General features: G+C 71.0%; 14 protein-coding genes. 5 read left to right on the forward strand and 9 right to left on the reverse strand.

What is annotated here, in order from left to right:
• Nucleotides 1-28 precede the first annotated feature (28 nt).
• The 7 genes from ACZ5VQ_RS41460 to ACZ5VQ_RS41490 all read right to left on the reverse strand — a co-directional run bounded on the left by ACZ5VQ_RS41460 (nucleotide 29) and on the right by ACZ5VQ_RS41490 (nucleotide 7,295).
• The gene (locus ACZ5VQ_RS41460; protein WP_469109526.1) at nucleotides 29-1,858 is read right to left on the reverse strand and encodes a flavin-containing monooxygenase; all 1,830 of its coding nucleotides are present in this window, start codon (nucleotides 1,856-1,858) and stop codon (nucleotides 29-31) included.
• A 45-nt stretch (nucleotides 1,859-1,903) separates the two neighbouring features.
• Nucleotides 1,904-2,746: an SDR family oxidoreductase gene (locus ACZ5VQ_RS41465; RefSeq protein ID WP_469109527.1), complete on the reverse strand. Its 843-nt coding sequence runs from the start codon at nucleotides 2,744-2,746 to the stop codon at nucleotides 1,904-1,906.
• A gap of 57 nt (nucleotides 2,747-2,803) precedes the next feature.
• Nucleotides 2,804-4,006: an NAD(P)/FAD-dependent oxidoreductase gene (locus tag ACZ5VQ_RS41470; protein ID WP_469109528.1), complete on the reverse strand. Its 1,203-nt coding sequence runs from the start codon at nucleotides 4,004-4,006 to the stop codon at nucleotides 2,804-2,806.
• A complete protein-coding gene (locus tag ACZ5VQ_RS41475) occupies nucleotides 4,003-4,200 on the reverse strand; it encodes a ferredoxin (RefSeq protein WP_362078206.1) in 198 nt (65 codons plus the stop codon). The genes ACZ5VQ_RS41470 and ACZ5VQ_RS41475 overlap by 4 nt, the downstream gene beginning before the upstream one ends.
• Before the next feature lie 57 nt (nucleotides 4,201-4,257).
• Nucleotides 4,258-5,502 (reverse strand): cytochrome P450, encoded by a 1,245-nt coding sequence (locus ACZ5VQ_RS41480; protein WP_469109529.1) that lies wholly within the window; start codon nucleotides 5,500-5,502, stop codon nucleotides 4,258-4,260.
• Between the two features lie 386 nt (nucleotides 5,503-5,888).
• Entirely contained in the window at nucleotides 5,889-6,590 is a 702-nt protein-coding gene (locus tag ACZ5VQ_RS41485; RefSeq protein ID WP_469109604.1) for a response regulator transcription factor, read from the reverse strand.
• A 162-nt stretch (nucleotides 6,591-6,752) separates the two neighbouring features.
• The gene (locus tag ACZ5VQ_RS41490) at nucleotides 6,753-7,295 is read right to left on the reverse strand and encodes a MarR family winged helix-turn-helix transcriptional regulator (RefSeq protein ID WP_469109530.1); all 543 of its coding nucleotides are present in this window, start codon (nucleotides 7,293-7,295) and stop codon (nucleotides 6,753-6,755) included.
• A gap of 116 nt (nucleotides 7,296-7,411) precedes the next feature.
• Between ACZ5VQ_RS41490 and ACZ5VQ_RS41495 the strand changes: the two genes are divergently transcribed.
• The 5 genes from ACZ5VQ_RS41495 (at nucleotide 7,412) to ACZ5VQ_RS41515 (ending at nucleotide 13,503) form a co-directional block, all read left to right on the forward strand.
• Entirely contained in the window at nucleotides 7,412-8,473 is a 1,062-nt protein-coding gene (locus tag ACZ5VQ_RS41495; RefSeq protein WP_469109531.1) for a zinc-dependent alcohol dehydrogenase, read from the forward strand.
• 133 nt (nucleotides 8,474-8,606) lie between these two features.
• The gene (locus ACZ5VQ_RS41500; protein WP_469109532.1) at nucleotides 8,607-9,059 is read left to right on the forward strand and encodes a MarR family winged helix-turn-helix transcriptional regulator; all 453 of its coding nucleotides are present in this window, start codon (nucleotides 8,607-8,609) and stop codon (nucleotides 9,057-9,059) included.
• A gap of 192 nt (nucleotides 9,060-9,251) precedes the next feature.
• Nucleotides 9,252-11,462: an MMPL family transporter gene (locus ACZ5VQ_RS41505; RefSeq protein ID WP_469109533.1), complete on the forward strand. Its 2,211-nt coding sequence runs from the start codon at nucleotides 9,252-9,254 to the stop codon at nucleotides 11,460-11,462.
• 116 nt (nucleotides 11,463-11,578) lie between these two features.
• Nucleotides 11,579-12,760 carry a sensor histidine kinase gene (locus tag ACZ5VQ_RS41510; protein ID WP_469109534.1) on the forward strand — a complete coding sequence of 394 codons (1,182 nt, stop codon included), beginning with the start codon at nucleotides 11,579-11,581 and terminating at the stop codon, nucleotides 12,758-12,760.
• A gap of 62 nt (nucleotides 12,761-12,822) precedes the next feature.
• Nucleotides 12,823-13,503 (forward strand): response regulator transcription factor, encoded by a 681-nt coding sequence (locus tag ACZ5VQ_RS41515; RefSeq protein ID WP_469109535.1) that lies wholly within the window; start codon nucleotides 12,823-12,825, stop codon nucleotides 13,501-13,503.
• A gap of 43 nt (nucleotides 13,504-13,546) precedes the next feature.
• On the opposite strand, the gene ACZ5VQ_RS41520 is transcribed toward ACZ5VQ_RS41515, so the two are convergent.
• Together ACZ5VQ_RS41520 and ACZ5VQ_RS41525 are read right to left on the reverse strand one after the other, a co-directional pair.
• A complete protein-coding gene (locus ACZ5VQ_RS41520; protein ID WP_469109536.1) occupies nucleotides 13,547-14,266 on the reverse strand; it encodes a DUF1775 domain-containing protein in 720 nt (239 codons plus the stop codon).
• Nucleotides 14,230-14,982 (reverse strand): hypothetical protein, encoded by a 753-nt coding sequence (locus tag ACZ5VQ_RS41525; protein WP_469109537.1) that lies wholly within the window; start codon nucleotides 14,980-14,982, stop codon nucleotides 14,230-14,232. Before ACZ5VQ_RS41525 ends, ACZ5VQ_RS41520 begins: the two co-directional genes overlap by 37 nt.
• Nucleotides 14,983-14,996: the final 14 nt, after the last annotated feature.

Raw genomic sequence — 14,996 nt, forward strand, 5'->3', positions numbered from 1 at the left:
CGCGCCCTGCGCCGACGCCCCGGGCGGATCACTCGACGATGACGTCGTTCATGCCGCCGTTCGCTCGCCAGCGCCTGAGCAGTTCGTGGAACGCGACCGGTCCGTCGCCGTACGACTCGCTGCGCTTCCTGGGCCTGCCCTCGTTGTTGTAGTAGCCGGGGGTGCACTCGGCCTGGAACTTGTAGAGGTCCGCGGCCTTCTGACGGATCGTCGCCACCCAGGCGTCCTGGGCCTCGGGGGACGGCTCCACGTACCGGGCGCGGCGCCCTCGTGCCTCGGCGACCACCTCGGCGACGTGGCCGGCCTGTTCGTCGAGGATGTGGACGTAGTTCACGGCGCTGGCGTTCTGCAGCGGGCCGAGCTGGAAGAGGTTCGGGAAGCCGTGGCTGTAGAAGCCGTGGAGTGTCTTCGGGCCGCCCTGCATCCAGGCCCCCGGCAGCGTGGCGCCGTCCCTTCCGTACACGGGGAGTTGACCGGACAGGATCCCCGAGACTCCCACCTCGAATCCGGTGGCGAAGATGACGCAGTCGACCTCGTACTCGGCCCCGCCGACGACGACGGCGTCCTCGGTGATGCGCTCGACGCCCCCGTGGTCGGCCGTGTCGACGAGCGTCACGTTGGGCCGGTTGAACGTGTCGAGGTAGTGGTCGCTGAACGTGGGCCGCTTGCACATGTAGCGGTACCAGGGCTTGAGCGCCTCGGCCGTCGAGGGATCCTTGACCACGGTGTGCACGCGGTCGCGGATCTCGTTCATCTTCTGGAAGTCGGCGAGTTCGTTCACACGGTCGCGTTCCGCCTGTGGGAGGTCCGCGTAGTTGTTGGTCGGGATGAGGTTCTGGAGCAGCCTGGCACTGCTGGTCCAGCCGTCGTTCACCAGGTCCTCGTCCGCGTGGGACCCGGTGACGGTCCTGAGGAAGTTGTCCCTGCGACGCCGCTGCCAGCCCGGTTCGAGCGACTCGGCCCACCCGGGGTCCGTGGGCCGCTGGCCGCGTACGTCGACCGAGGAGGGCGTGCGCTGGAACACGTACAGGCGCTCGGCGTCGCGGCCGAGGTGCGGCACGACCTGGATGGCGGTCGCGCCGGTGCCGATGACGGCCACGTGCTTGTCGGCGAGCCGGTGCAGGTTCCCGTTCGCGTCGCCCCCGGTGTACGCGTAGTCCCAGCGGCTGGTGTGGAAGGTGTGGCCCTTGAAGTTCTCGATGCCGGGGATGCCCGGGAGTTTCGCCTGGCTGAGCGTGCCGCTGGAGACCACCACGAAGCGCGCCCGCATCCGGTCGCCGCGGTCGGTGGTGACGATCCACTCCAACTCGGTGTCGTCCCACCGGAGTTCGGTCGCCCGGGTCCGGAAGCAGGCGTCCTCGTACAGGCCGAAGTGCCGTCCGATCGCCCGTGCGTGCTGCCTGATCTCCTCGCCGGGCGCGTACTTCCACTGAGGTACGTAGCCGATCTCTTCGAGGAGCGGCATGTAGACGTACGACTCGATGTCGCAGTGGATTCCCGGGTACCGGTTCCAGTACCAGGTCCCGCCGAAGTCCCCGGCCTGCTCGACGACCCGGATGCGCCGCACCCCCGCCTGCCGCAGGCGCGCCCCGGCCAGCAGACCGCCGAACCCGCCGCCGACGACCACCACTTCCACCCGGTCGGTCAGCGGCTCTCTGCCGGATTCCGGCTCCTCCACGTACGGATCGTCGGCGTAGTAGCCGAACTCACCGGCGACGCGGTGGTACTGCGCGTTGCCGTCGGGGCGGATCCGCCGATCGCGCTCGGCCCGGTAGCGAGCGCGCAGGGCCTCCGGGTCGAACCCGAGCTCCTGCGGGTCGAATTCGGGTGCGGCGGACGGGGTGTGGGGGGTGGTCATGCGTGTCCCTTCTGTTGTGGAGGGGGTGCGGTCGTCGCCCGGTCGCTACTGCGGGCGGAAGTGGAGGCGGAGCCAGGCGGCCTGTCCGCCGTCGACGAGGAGGTCGGTCCCGGTGATGTACGACGATTCGGGGCCGGTCAGGAACGCCACGGCGTCGGCGATCTCCCCGGGCGTCCCGACGCGGCCCGATCCGCTCGCGTCCAGCATGTCCATCATGTGCGCCCCGGACGGCGACGCGGCCTCCGCCCGGGACATCGCGGTGGCGATGACGCCCGGGCTGACGCTGTTCACCCGGGCGCCCCGCAGGTTCCAGGCGAGCGCGGCGGCCTGCACGCGTACGTGGTTGGCCCGTTTGGTCACGATGTACGCGGTCTGCGCGTCGTCGCCGATGGCGGTGACGACGTCGAGGCCGAGGAGGTCCTCGGTGGCGGTCGTCGCGAGGGCGGCCTCCTCTTCGCGGCTCAGGGACGCGACATGACCGGCCATGCTGGAGATCACCACCAAGGCCGTACCGCGGGTGGCGACCGTCTCGAACGCGTCGATGACATGGGCCGTGCCGAGCAGGTTGACGTCGACGATCGCCTTGGCCGACCCGGTCGCGGGCGAGACTCCCGCGGTGTGCACGACGGCTGCCACCCGCCCCTGCGCGGCCGCCGCCTCCGCGAGTTTGTGCACCGCCGCACGGTCGGACACGTCGGTCACCATGCCCCGCACCACGTAGCCCTCGTCGGTGAGCGCGGCGACGGCCCGGTCGAGCCCCTGAGCCGACGCATCGGCGAGGAGCAGGCTCCGACCGTTGCCCAGCCGGCGCGCGACCGCGACGCCCATCCCTCCCGCCCCCGTGACCACGACCACGTCACGACGCTCCTCGTTCGGACGGTCGACCATGAACAACCTCCCTGATCGTTGAACTACCCTTTCGCGGCGCCCGGTTGCGCGCGAGGGCTACAACACGCCAGTGACCGGTACGGCGTCGTGCCACGTGGAGCGCACGGCCACGGCCTGCCGCCAGCCGCGTATCGCCTTCGGTGGCATACCGACCGCGAGAACCCCGGTCAGGTGGTCACCCCTGCGGTAGGCGACCAGGAAGCGACGCTCGGACAAGTCCCCCTCAACGACGGCGACTTCGTCGTGCCCGCGCAGAAAGCCGAACGCCTGGACCTTCATGCCGTACTGGTCCGACCAGAAGTACGGCACCGGCGCGAACGGCTTGCGCGCCTGCGGGTGCAGGAGGTTCCGCGCGGCGGCCATGCCCTGCTCGGCGGCGTTCGTACGGTGCTCGATACGCATCGGCGCCCCGAACAGCGGGTTGTGCCAGCGGGCGACGTCACCGGCCGCGTACACACCCCCGGTGGCCGGCCCGGGGGACTCGCGGACCGCCTCGCAGTACTCGTCGCAGACCAGGCCGTCGCCCACGGTGAGGCCGCTGTCCGCCAGCCACTCGGTGTTCGGAAGGGAGCCGACGGCCACCAACACCTCGTCGCCCTCGACCAGTTCACCGTCGGCCAGCCGCACTCCGCCCCCGGTCACCTCGCGGACGGTGACCCCGGTGCGCAGGTCCACCCCGTGCTCCAGGTGGGCGGCCGACAGCACCCGTCCGACCTCGTCGCCGACGGCGTGGCCGAGTGGCACGGGAGCCGGTTCCAGAAGGGTGACCTCGGAGCCGAGACCCCGGGCCACGGCGGCGGCCTCGGCGCCCAGGAACCCGGCGCCGACGACCACGAGCCGCCGTCCCTCCCCCAGCCGGTCCCGCAGTGCGAGCGCGTCGTCCAGGGTGCGCAGCACATGCGCGTGCCCGTCACCGGGCAGCCGTCGCGGACGCACCCCGGTGGCCACGACCAGTCCGTCGTACGCGACCCGCGACCCGTTCGCTAGCAGCACCTCACACCCGTCGAGGTCGAGGCCCGTGGCCGCGCTGCCGAGTCTCAAGTCCAGCTTCAGGGCGTCCAGTTCGGCGGTCGAGCGCAGCGTCAGTCGGTCGCGCTCCCACTCGGACGCCAGGATCTGCTTGGACAACGGCGGCCGGTCGTACGGCGGGTGCGGCTCGTCGCCGACCAGGGTGAGCGTGCCGTCGTACCCCTCCCGGCGCAATGTCTCGACGGCCGAGAGTCCGGCCGCCGAGGCACCCACGACGAGAATCCGCCTCACTGGTCGACCAGCCGGATCGCCGCCGCCGGGCAGATCGCCACGGCTTCGCGCACCCCGTCGAGGAGTTCGTCGCCGGGCTCCTCCTCCAGCAGGATCGCCACCCCGTCGTCGTCACGCTGGTCGAAGACCTCCGGGGAGGCCATCACGCACTGACCCGCCGCCACACACTTCGGTTCGTCCAGTTCCACACGCATGGTCTTCTTCCTTGCTCCTTCGGTACGTTCACTCACTGCGTTCACCGGTGCGGGCCGTCACCAGGTGACGGGCAGGGAGGCGACGCCGTACGTGGTGCCGTCGTGGTCGAACTCGAGATCCTCGACCCTGGCCGCCAGGCGCAGCGTGGGAACGCGCCGGTAGAGGGTGCCGTAGACGACCTGGAGTTCCAGGCGGGCGAGGGACTGGCCCAGACACTGGTGGGGGCCGTAGCCGAACGCGTTGTGCTTGCGCGCGGGCCGGGTGACGTCCACCTGGTCGGCGCTGGGGAACGCCTCGGGGTCCCAGTTGGCGGCGTGCAGATCCACGATCAGGCCGTCGCCCGCGCGGATGACCTGGCCGCCGATCTCGATGTCCTCGGTGGCGACGCGGCGCAGACCGACCTGGACGATGCTCAGATAGCGCAGCAGCTCCTCCACCGCGCCGGCGACGACCTTCGGGTCCTCGGAGTCGCGCACCAGGGCGAGTTGCTCGGGGTTCTCCAGCAGGACCAGCGTGCCGAGGCTGATCATCGTGGCGGTGGTCTCGTGGCCGGCGATGAGCATCGCCACGCCCATGTGGACGGCCTCGCTCCGGCTCATCTCGCCGGCCGTGACCCGCCCCGCCATCTCGGACAGCACGTCGTCACCGGGGTCGGTGAGCTTCTTGCCGAGCAGGTCGTCGAGGTAGGTGGAGAGCGCGGTGCTCGCCGCGCGGGAGTCCTCGGGCGCGGCGGCACGGTCGAGCGCGAGGCTGCTGTTCTCCTGGAAGAACTCGTGGTCCGCGTACGGCACTCCGAGCAGTTCGCTGATCACCAGCGAGGGCACGGGCAGCGCGAGCGCCGTCAGGAGGTCGGCCGGGTTCGGCCCGGCCAGCATGTCGTCGATCAGACCGTCGACGATCTTCTGGATCGGAGCCCGCATGGCCTCGATCCGCTTGACGAGGAACGGCCCGTTGACCATCCGGCGCAGCCGGGTGTGCTCGGGGGCGTCCGTGTTGACGATGAGCTCCGGGGTGTACTTGGCGATCTGCTGCCGGTACGCCGTGACGAACGGGAAGTTGCCGGGGCTCTTGTCGTTGGCGCTGACGCGGGGGTCGGTCAGCAGGGCCCTCTGCAGGGCGTGCCCGGTGATCATCCAGGGCGTACTGCCGTCCCAGATCCGGACCTTGCCGATCGGGTTCTGCTCGCGCATCTCCTCCGCGGCCGGCGGCGGGGCGAACGGACAGCCCGCCGCCCTCGGCATCGGGAACTCGGGCATCGCCTCGGCTGCGTCGGACGCGGCTCCGGCCAGTGTCTCGGCCATCTGACTCCTCGGTGGGGGCTCCGCCGGGGCGGAGAACGGGGAAGGGTTGGAGACCTCTGGGACCACATGCAAGCGGAGCGGACTGACGGAGTCCGGTCAGTTGCCTGACATAAAGCTGACGTGACCCGGATCACATCTGCGACCCGTAGGAGGTCGGCCACCTGGACACACTTTCGCGCCACTTCGCCCCGCGCCCCTGCCCTGCGGACACGACGAGGCGGCCGGTGCGAGAGACGCACGGCCGCCGAGTTGGAGGGCTAAAAGGGTGTGGGGGTAAGGGAGTTGGAGGTGTGGGGAGTCGAGGCTCGCGGGATTCGGGAGACGCCGGGCGTCGGGACTTGAAGGGCGCCGGGCGTGGAGAGTCGGGGGCGCGGGCGATGTCAGGTTCAGCGGCCGAGCCGGTAGCCGAAGCCCCGGCGCGTGTGGATCAGCGGGGGCTGCTCCTGGTCCACCTTGTGGCGGAGGCGGGAGACGAGTTTCTCGATCGCGTTGCCCGCCCGGGTCTCGCCCCAGACGTGCCGGCAGATCTGTTCCTTCGACAGCACCCGGTCCGCGTTGACGAGCAGATGACGCAGCAGCCGGTACTCCGCCGGGGTGAGGTCGAGGGCCCGTCGGCCGCGCCGGGCCTGACAGGCGGCGTCGTCGAGGACGAGGTCGCCGTAGCACGGCCCCTGGCGCACCGCACCGCGGCCGCGGAGTAACACGTGGGCCCTGGTGAGGACTTCGGAGATCCGGAACGGCACGGTGACGTAGTCCGACTCGCCCAGGCCGAGTTCGGGGACGAGAAGGCCCAACTTCTCGTACTCGGCGAGGAAGAGCACCGGAGGCCGGTCGGCCGGCCGGAAGCGGCGCCCCTCACCCAGCTCCTCGATGTCCGGGACCGACACGTCCATGACCACGAGGTCGAAACGGTGCTCGGCGAGCCGCGCCAGCCCCTGGGCGCCGGTGCGTGCCGCAGTCACCCGGTAGTCCGCCAACTCCAGCGTGGTCGTGAGCAGTTCGGCGATCGCCGGGTCATGGACGATGACCAGGACGCACTGCCCGTTCCCACGGGCGGGCGCCGGCACGTCCGCGCCACTCCCGCGCACCCCGCCGACGCCGACACCGACGCCGTCCATTCCGTGCACCCGGTCCACCTCGTCCGTCCCGTCCATCGCATGCACCTCGTTCATGAGTGGGAGGCGGGCGGGGGCGACACCCTCGGGCGGGGCTCACGCGTCACGCCGTCGACCGGACCCGGCCGCCTCCGGTCAGGCCCGGCGCGGCGAGGCGTCCTCGCCCTCCAGCGTGACCTCGGTGTGCAGGAAGTCGTCGACCATCCGGTGGAACAGCGTGGAGAGTTGCCGCAGTTCCTCCGGCGACCAGTGGGACAGCGCGAGCTCCATGCCACGGCAACTCGCGATGCGGATACGGTCGATCGAGTCCTGGCCCATGGGGGTGAGCTGGATGCGCTGGGCGCGGCGGTCGTCCGGATCCGGGACCCGGGTCACGTAGCCGCCCTTCTCCAGCTGCTGCACCTGCCGGGTGACGTGCGACGCCTCCACGGCCAGCCGGGCCGCCAGCTCGCCGGGGCGCAGGGGCTCCGAGTCGGCGATCTGCCGCAGCAGCGCCACCGCGGCCCGGTCCAGCGACACCCCGGCCAGGGCCATCAGGCGGTCGTGCTGCCTGACCCGGCCTGTCAGATAGACGATGCGGTTGAGGGCTCGCTCGATCTCGATCACCTCATCGGAGACGGGGGCGGACGCGGCTCCGGACAGAGGGTCAGGGGTGTGTGCGGGTGATGGCGTGGACATGGGTCCACCCTAGCAGCTACTTGCCTAACTCAAGTAAATTCAGAAATAGATTGCTTTACTCAAGTAAGCCACATACGCTTGACTAACTCAAGTAATTCGAGGAAGAGAGCAGCGCCATGGCCACCATGAAGTCCGTCCGCACCGGCCCCGTCGGCGAGATCGAGGTCGTCGACGTCGAACGCCCCGTTCCCGGCCCCAAGGACGCCCTGCTCAGGATCCGCGCCTGCGGCATCTGCGGCACCGACACGTTCTTCCTGCACCTCGGCGGCACCCCCATGGGTCCCGGCGGTTCCATGGTGCCGCTCCCCCTGGGCCACGAACCCGCAGGTGAGATCGCGGAGACCGGCGCCGAGGTCACCGGACTGAAGGTGGGCGACCGGGTCGTCGTCAACCCGCAGGGCGTGCCCTCCGGCATCATCGGCTGCGGTGGAGCGCACGGCGCCATGAGCGAGTACCTGCTCATCGAGAACGCCGAGCCCGGCACCAACCTCAGCGTCTTCCCCGACACCGTGCCCTTCGACGTCGCCGCCCTGAACGAGCCGATGGCCGTCGCCCGGCACTGCGTCAACCGTTCCGGGGCCGGTCCCACCGACAAGGTCGTCGTCTTCGGTGCCGGGCCCATCGGTCTGGGCGCCACCATCTGGCTCAAGCTCCGCGGCGTCCAGCACGTCGTGGTCGCCGACGTACTCCCCGAACGACTGGAGACCGCCCTGGCCGTCGGCGCCGACGCGGTCGTCAACTCCGCCACCGACGACCTCACCGCCGTCCTCACCGATCTGCACGGCCAGGCCGCCAACGCCCTGGGCCAGCTCCGCCCGGGCACCGACATCTACATCGACGCGGCCGGCGCCCCCGCCGTCTTCCAGGCCACCGTCGACAACGCCAGATGGGGCGCCAGGCTCGTCATGGTCGCCGTCCAGAAGAAGTCCGACGCCATCGACCTCGGCGGCATGCTCCGCAGCGAACTCACCCTCATCGCCTCGCAGGGCTACCCCACCGAGATCTTCGAGGTCACCCCGGAGCTGGTCGAGCACCACGAGCGCTTCGCGAAGCTCATCAGCCACCGCGTGCCCTTCACCGACGTCGAGCACGCCTTCGGGCTGGCCCTCACCCCCGGCGCCGCCGAGAAGATCGTCGTCACCTTCGACGGCCAGGACGCCTTCGACGACCAGGTCTGAGCGGCGGACCCGGGGGCATGCATCGTACACATTAGGTGCGTGGTGCATATTTGATGTCATGGCTCCTGCCCTGACCTCAGGCCCAGGCTCAGGTTTCGGGGCATGAGTCGAGATCTGGGGAAGGACCGGCCGCATGGACAAGCCCACGCACTTGATCGAGTTCGAGGCGATGCTGCTCGGGCGGCACCTCTATCTGAACTCACCCCGGGCCCGGACCGGCGGCAGGCTGGAGCGCAGCGCCTACATCCTGCTGAGCCGCATCCGCATGGAGGGCCCGATGTCCATCGGGCAGCTCAGCGACGCCTTCGGTCTTGACGCCTCCACGCTCAACCGGCAGACCGCCGCGATGCTGCGCGGCGGTCTCGTCGAGCGCATCCCGGACCCCGACGGGGGCATGGCCCGCAAGTTCCGCATCACCGACGAGGGCGAGCACCGCCTCGACACGCATCGCGCGGAGGCCGTCCAGGGGCTGGAGAAGGTGATGGCCGACTGGGACCCCGAGGAGGTCGCCACCTTCGCCGGGTACCTCAAGCGGTTCAACACAGACCTCGAGAACCTCGACGAGCGGCCCTGGCCCCGCCCCTGACCGCGGGGCCCCTCTCCCCGTACGCCCTGATGCTGACGGGCGTGTACCCCGTCGTGCCCTCGGATGACGTGCCGGGCACCGGCGTACTGCGTTCTCAGTACGGGAGAGTGTCGGCAGCCGCACGACGACGTGACCGCCGCCGGCCGGGAGCCTTGTGAGGTACCCGAGACCAGATGTGGAGACCTTCGTCCCGTGGCTACTTTTCTCTATCGACTGGGCCGTCTGACCTTCCGACGGCGTTGGCTCGTGACGTTCCTGTGGGTGGCGGTGCTGGCCGCGGTCGGCTTCGCCGCCGTCAAGGCGCCCGAGGCACCCGACACGGGGTTGTCCATGCCCGGTATCGAGTCCCAGAAGGCGTTCGACCTGATGGACCAGCGCTTCCCCGGGGCCACGGCCGACGGGGCGAACGCGCGGGTCGTCTTCATCGCGGACGGCGGGCAGAAGATCACGGCCGCCGACAACCGGAAGACCATCGACGCGTTCGTCGAGCGGGCCGGCGACGGTTCGCAGGTCGCCAGTGCCGTGAACCCCTTCCAGGCCGAGGCGGTCAGCAAGGACGCGACGACCGCGTACACCACCGTCACCTACAAGGTGAAGGCCGAGGACCTCACCGACGCCGGCAAGAACCACCTCGAGAAAGCCGTCGAACAGGCCCGTGACGCGGGGCTGACCGTCGAGGTGGGCGGCACCGCGCTGGCCACCCAGCCGTCGGCAGGCGCTACGGCGGAGATCATCGGCGTCTCGATCGCGGCCGTCGTGCTGATGATGACCTTCGGATCGCTGGCTGCCGCCGGTCTTCCGCTGCTCACCGCCGTCCTCGGCGTCGGCGTCAGCATGGCGTCGATCATGGCGCTGTCCGACGCGTTCGGACTGTCCTCGTCGACCGGGACGCTGGCCACGATGCTCGGCCTCGCGGTGGGCATCGACTACGCGATGTTCGTCGTCTCCCGCTACCGCGAGGAGCGGGCCAACGGACACCACCCCCAGGAGGCGGCGGGCCTGGCCGCCGGCACTGCCGGATCCGCCGTCGTCTTCGCCGGGCTCACCGTCGTCATCGCGCTGGCCGGGCTCTCGGTGGTCGGTGTCCCGATGCTGACCAAGATGGGTCTTGCCGCCGCGGGCGCGGTCGTCGTCGGTGTGCTGATCGCGCTGACACTCGTCCCGGCCGTGCTCGGTTTCTGGCCCAACGCCGTTCTCTCGCGCAGGGCCCGCAGGAGCGGACGTGTCAAGGAGGGCGGCGAGAACAACGGCGGCAGCCGCTGGGCCCGCTTCGTCCTGCGCCGACCCGTGCCCGTCCTGCTGGCCTCCGTCGCCGGACTCGGCGCACTCGCCATACCCGTGATGGACCTGCAGCTGGGCATGTCCGGGGACGAGGCCAAACCGACCTCCACCACCGAACGCCGTGCCTACGACGACCTCGCCGACGGATTCGGCCCCGGCTTCAACGGGCCGCTGACCATCGTCGTGGACGCCAAGGGCGCCCGGGACGCGAAGACCGCCGTGGCCAAGATCTCCAAGGAGATCGGCGCCACGGAGGGAGTCGTGTCCGTCTCGCCGGCCCGGTTCAACCCGGCCGGGGACACCGCGGTCTTCTCCGCGGTCCCGGCCGACTCGCCCACCAGCGAGCGTACGAAGGGCCTCGTCCACACCATCCGTGACGAGCGGCCCGCGACCGAGGCCTCGACCGGCGCGGAGTTCGAGGTCACCGGCACCACCGCACTGAACATCGATGTCGCCCAGAAGATGCAGGACGCGCTGATCCCGTACCTGATCGTCGTGGTGGGACTGGCGATCCTGCTCCTGCTGCTCGTGTTCCGCTCCGTCCTGGTGCCGATCAAGGCGGCGCTCGGGTTCCTGCTGTCGGTGCTCGCGGCCCTCGGTACCGTCGTCGCCGTCTTCCAGTGGGGCTGGGGCGCGGACCTGCTCGGCCTGGAGACGACCGGCCCGATCATGAGCATGACGCCGATCTTCCTGATCGGTATCGTCTTCGGGCTCGCCATGGACTACCAGGTCTTCCTCGTGACCCGCATGCGGGAGGCGTACGTGCACGGCGACCGGCCCGGCCAGGCCGTGGTCACCGGCTTCCGGTACAGCGCCCGGGTCGTGGTCGCCGCCGCACTGATCATGATGGCGGTGTTCTCCGGATTCATCGGGGCCGGTGAATCCATGATCAAGATGATCGGCTTCGGGCTGGCCGTGGCCGTACTGTTCGACGCGTTCGTCGTCCGTATGGCGTTCGTTCCGGCGGTCCTCGCCCTGCTGGGCAAGGCTGCCTGGTGGATGCCCCGTTGGCTGGACCGGCTGCTGCCCGACATCGACGTGGAGGGCACGGCCCTCCACCGGAAGCCCGCCGTGCCCCTCACCGTGGCCGGCACGCACGACCGGGAGTCGGCCCACGTCTGACCCGCATCCCGTACGCGCCCGAGGGCCGCCCGTGCTTGTCACGGACGGCCCTCGTCGGCCGTACGCACGGGCCGTCACCCACCATGGCCCCAGCTCACTTCCCACCGGAGAGTCCGATGATCACCAGCTGGCAGCGGTACGCCAAGGACCATCCCCGCGTCGTCGACGTGGTGGTGATCGTGCAGCTCCACGCCGCCGTCACCCTGGGAAGCGCGTTCACCACGGCCGGGAACTCCCGTACGAACGGGTCGTTCGGTCTCGGCGTGCTGCTGGGCGGCATCGCCTGCGTCGCCCTGCTGTGGCACCGGAGCCACCCCCGTACCGTCGTCGCGGTCACCGCGGTCTGCGGCAACACCGCCGGGGCGGCAGGCTGTCTGCTCACCCCTCTGCTGCTGGCACCGGTCATGGCCGCGCTGTACTGGCTGGCCGTCCACACCGACCGCAGGACCACACGCGTCCACTGCCTCGCCGTCACCGCCCTGCTGGTGGCCACGGCGATGCTCTTCGACCCGTACGGTCATCCGCTGGCCCTCAAGACGATCGGCCCCGCCGCCTGGGTGGTGCTGCCGATCGCCTGGGGTACGGCCTCCCGGCTGCGGAGCGCCTATCTGGAGGCCGTGCAGGCCCGCGCCGAACACGCGGAGCGCACCCGTGAGGAGGAGGCGCGCCACCGGGTCGCCGAGGAGCGCATGCGCATCGCCCGCGAACTGCACGACGTGGTCGCCCACCACATGGCGCTGGCCAACGCCCTGGCCGGCACCGCCGCACACCTCGCGGCCAGCCGCCCCGAGCAGACGGAGCGGATCCTCGCCGACCTGGTCGGCACCACCTCCACCGCGCTGCGCGAACTGAAGGCCACCGTCGGCCTGTTGCGCCGGCCCGACGACTCGGAGGCACCCCTGGAACCCGCCCCCGGACTCGGGCGGCTGACCGAACTGGCCACCGCGTTCGCCTCCGCCGGACTGAGGGTCGACATCGTCACCGAGGGCGAACGGCGGCCGCTCTCACCGGGCGTGGATCTGACGGCGTTCCGGATCGTGCAGGAAGCGCTCACCAACGTCACCAAGCACGCGTCCGCGCGGGCCGCGCGGGTGACACTGGCGTACACGCACGACCGGCTGACCATCACGGTCACCGACGACGGATCCGGGGACACTCCCGTGGTGCCCTCCCCGAGCGGCGGCTTCGGTCTCATCGGCATGCGGGAACGTGCCCACTCCGTCGGCGGCCACGTCCGGACCGGACCCCGCCCCGAGGGCGGCTTCAGCGTCACCGGCGAACTGCCGATCCATCTCTGACCCCTGCCCCCGACCCGACCCCGACCGACTCCGACTCCGACTCCGGAAGCGAACCGAATCAGATGACCATCCGTGTCCTGCTCGCCGACGACCAAGCCCTGCTGAGAGCGACCTTCCGGATCCTGATCGACTCCTGCGACGACATGGAGGTGATCGGCGAGGCGACGGACGGCAAGGAGGCCGTCGAACTCACCCACGCACACCGTCCGGACGTCGTCCTCATGGACATCCGGATGCCCGGCTCCGACGGTCTGGGCGCCACCACCGCGATCTGCGCCGACCCGGACCTCTCGGGCACGCGGGTCCTCATCCTCACGACCTTCGAGACCGACGAGTACGTGGCCCGGGCCCTGCGCGCCGGCGCGAGCGGCTTCCTCGGCAAGGACGTCACGGCCGACGTGCTCCTCGACGGCATCCGGACGGTGTCCGTCGGCGAGTCCCTGCTCTCCACGCTCGCCACGCGCTCCCTCATCACCCGCTTCCTCGCAGCCCCGACACCCGCCGACCGGCTGGCGACGCCCGAACTCCTCGCCACCCTGACGGCCCGCGAACGGCAGGTCATGGCACTGGCCGCCGAGGGCAAGTCCAACGACGAGATCGCCGAGAGCCTCTTCGTGAGCCCCCTGACCGTACGTACGCACGTGCATCGCGCGATGACGAAGCTGGGCGCCCGCGACCGGGCCCAACTGGTCGTCATCGCCTACCAGTCCGGGCTCGTACAGGCCCCGCCGCCCGCGTCCTGATCCGGCCCGTGGGACCGTGCGGTCCCACGGGGCCGGGTGAGGGTCAGCTTCCGGCGGAGGCGCGGCGCTTCGTCAGCCACCACGCTCCGGCGCCGAGGACCAGCACCGCCGCGACCACCCCGCCGACGACGAGGCTCATGGGTGTTCCGTCGTCGTCCTTCTTCGTGTCGGCCGCTGCCGCCGTGGCCCCGGACTCGGAGGGCGTCGCGGTGACCGACGGGGTCGGGCTGGGCGTCGGGCTCGCGGTCGGGCTGGGACCGACCGGCTTCGCGCCCGGTGCCGCCGCCTTCAACTTCAGGAGCGGGGCGGGCTGTTCGGGCTCCTCACCGCCCTTGGGCAGCTCGATCCAGCGCGAGACCTTCCCGTCGCTGTAGGTGTCGATGGTCTTGAACGCCACTTCCTCGACGTCCGGAAGCTGGCGGATCCTCACCTTGTACTCGGCGTCGACGCCGGTCTTGAGAGGGGTGCCGCCCACGACGTACCCGTCGTCGGTGGCCTTCAACTGCCAGCCCTTGGGGGCCTCGACAAGCGTGACGTCGGCCGGTGCGATCCCCTCGGGCAGCACGACGCGCACCTCGCGGAAGCCCGCGGTGGCGGACTCCGCCTCGCAGACGACGGTGAGGGTGACGTTCTCCGCGAGGGCCTGCGCCTTGTCGGCCTCGACCTCCGTGTGCGCCGAGGCGGGACCGGCCAGCGCGAGGACGGCCGTGAGTGCGGCAGCGCCGGTCAGTGCGACACGACGCCCGTTGATGGACAGGGACACGGTGGAACTCCTTGGCTGTGGAACCGGGCGGGCCGAGGCCGGGCCCGGGTGAAGGGGGCGACGGGGACGGGTGTCCGTCCCGGGGGTCCCCTGCGCACCAGCGCGTGTTCCAGGGTCTGGGCCTGTGCCCCTGCCGGGAGTTCGAAGGAACCGGCGAGCGGTACGGGCGGCGGCCGGTGGGCGGTGGCGACGGCCGGACCCGGCAGGAGCCGGGCCATGACCGCCGCCGCGACCGCGCGCAGCGTACGGCCGGTGGCCAGTGCGGCCGTGACCGCCGTGTCGGCCTGGTGGAGGAGCCAGGCGACGACGAGGGCGGCGACGACGTGCGCGGTCGTCATGGCCGCCTCGGAGGCGTGCTGCCAGGGGTGTCCGCCGGCGCCCGTCGTCATCGCGTCGTGCCCGGCGTGGGCCATGTGTCCCGTATCGGCGCGGTGGCCACCGGCCGTGGTGAGCGCGAGATGCATCGCGGCCTGTGCCGCCAGGGTGCAGCCGCCGACCGCGAGCAGTCCCGGGCGGCGGCGGGCGAAGGGGCGTACGGCGACGAACTGCGCGACGGCGAAGGCGGTCACGAGCCGCCACGGCACCTGCCCGCCCTCGACCGCGTGATGGCCGACGGCGGCGAGCACACTGCCGACGAGGGCGAACGTCACGGCCCGGACCCGGGCGCCCGCGCGGCTCGGCCGGGAGCCCTGGCCCCGGCCGTCGCGCTGCGTCACATGGTCACCTGGCA

Source organism: Streptomyces sp. NPDC033178, assembly GCF_055577685.1.

What these genes read in the sequence shown, in the direction of transcription:
- ACZ5VQ_RS41500 (WP_469109532.1), top strand. Translation starts at nt 8,607, where the DNA reads ATGGACAAGCCCACGCACTTGATCGAGTTCGAGGCGATGCTGCTCGGG.
- ACZ5VQ_RS41480 (WP_469109529.1), bottom strand. Translation starts at nt 5,502, where the DNA reads ATGGCCGAGACACTGGCCGGAGCCGCGTCCGACGCAGCCGAGGCGATG.
- ACZ5VQ_RS41465 (WP_469109527.1), bottom strand. Translation starts at nt 2,746, where the DNA reads ATGGTCGACCGTCCGAACGAGGAGCGTCGTGACGTGGTCGTGGTCACG.
- ACZ5VQ_RS41475 (WP_362078206.1), bottom strand. Translation starts at nt 4,200, where the DNA reads ATGCGTGTGGAACTGGACGAACCGAAGTGTGTGGCGGCGGGTCAGTGC.
- ACZ5VQ_RS41495 (WP_469109531.1), top strand. Translation starts at nt 7,412, where the DNA reads ATGGCCACCATGAAGTCCGTCCGCACCGGCCCCGTCGGCGAGATCGAG.
- ACZ5VQ_RS41510 (WP_469109534.1), top strand. Translation starts at nt 11,579, where the DNA reads ATGATCACCAGCTGGCAGCGGTACGCCAAGGACCATCCCCGCGTCGTC.
- ACZ5VQ_RS41515 (WP_469109535.1), top strand. Translation starts at nt 12,823, where the DNA reads ATGACCATCCGTGTCCTGCTCGCCGACGACCAAGCCCTGCTGAGAGCG.
- ACZ5VQ_RS41460 (WP_469109526.1), bottom strand. Translation starts at nt 1,858, where the DNA reads ATGACCACCCCCCACACCCCGTCCGCCGCACCCGAATTCGACCCGCAG.
- ACZ5VQ_RS41490 (WP_469109530.1), bottom strand. Translation starts at nt 7,295, where the DNA reads ATGTCCACGCCATCACCCGCACACACCCCTGACCCTCTGTCCGGAGCC.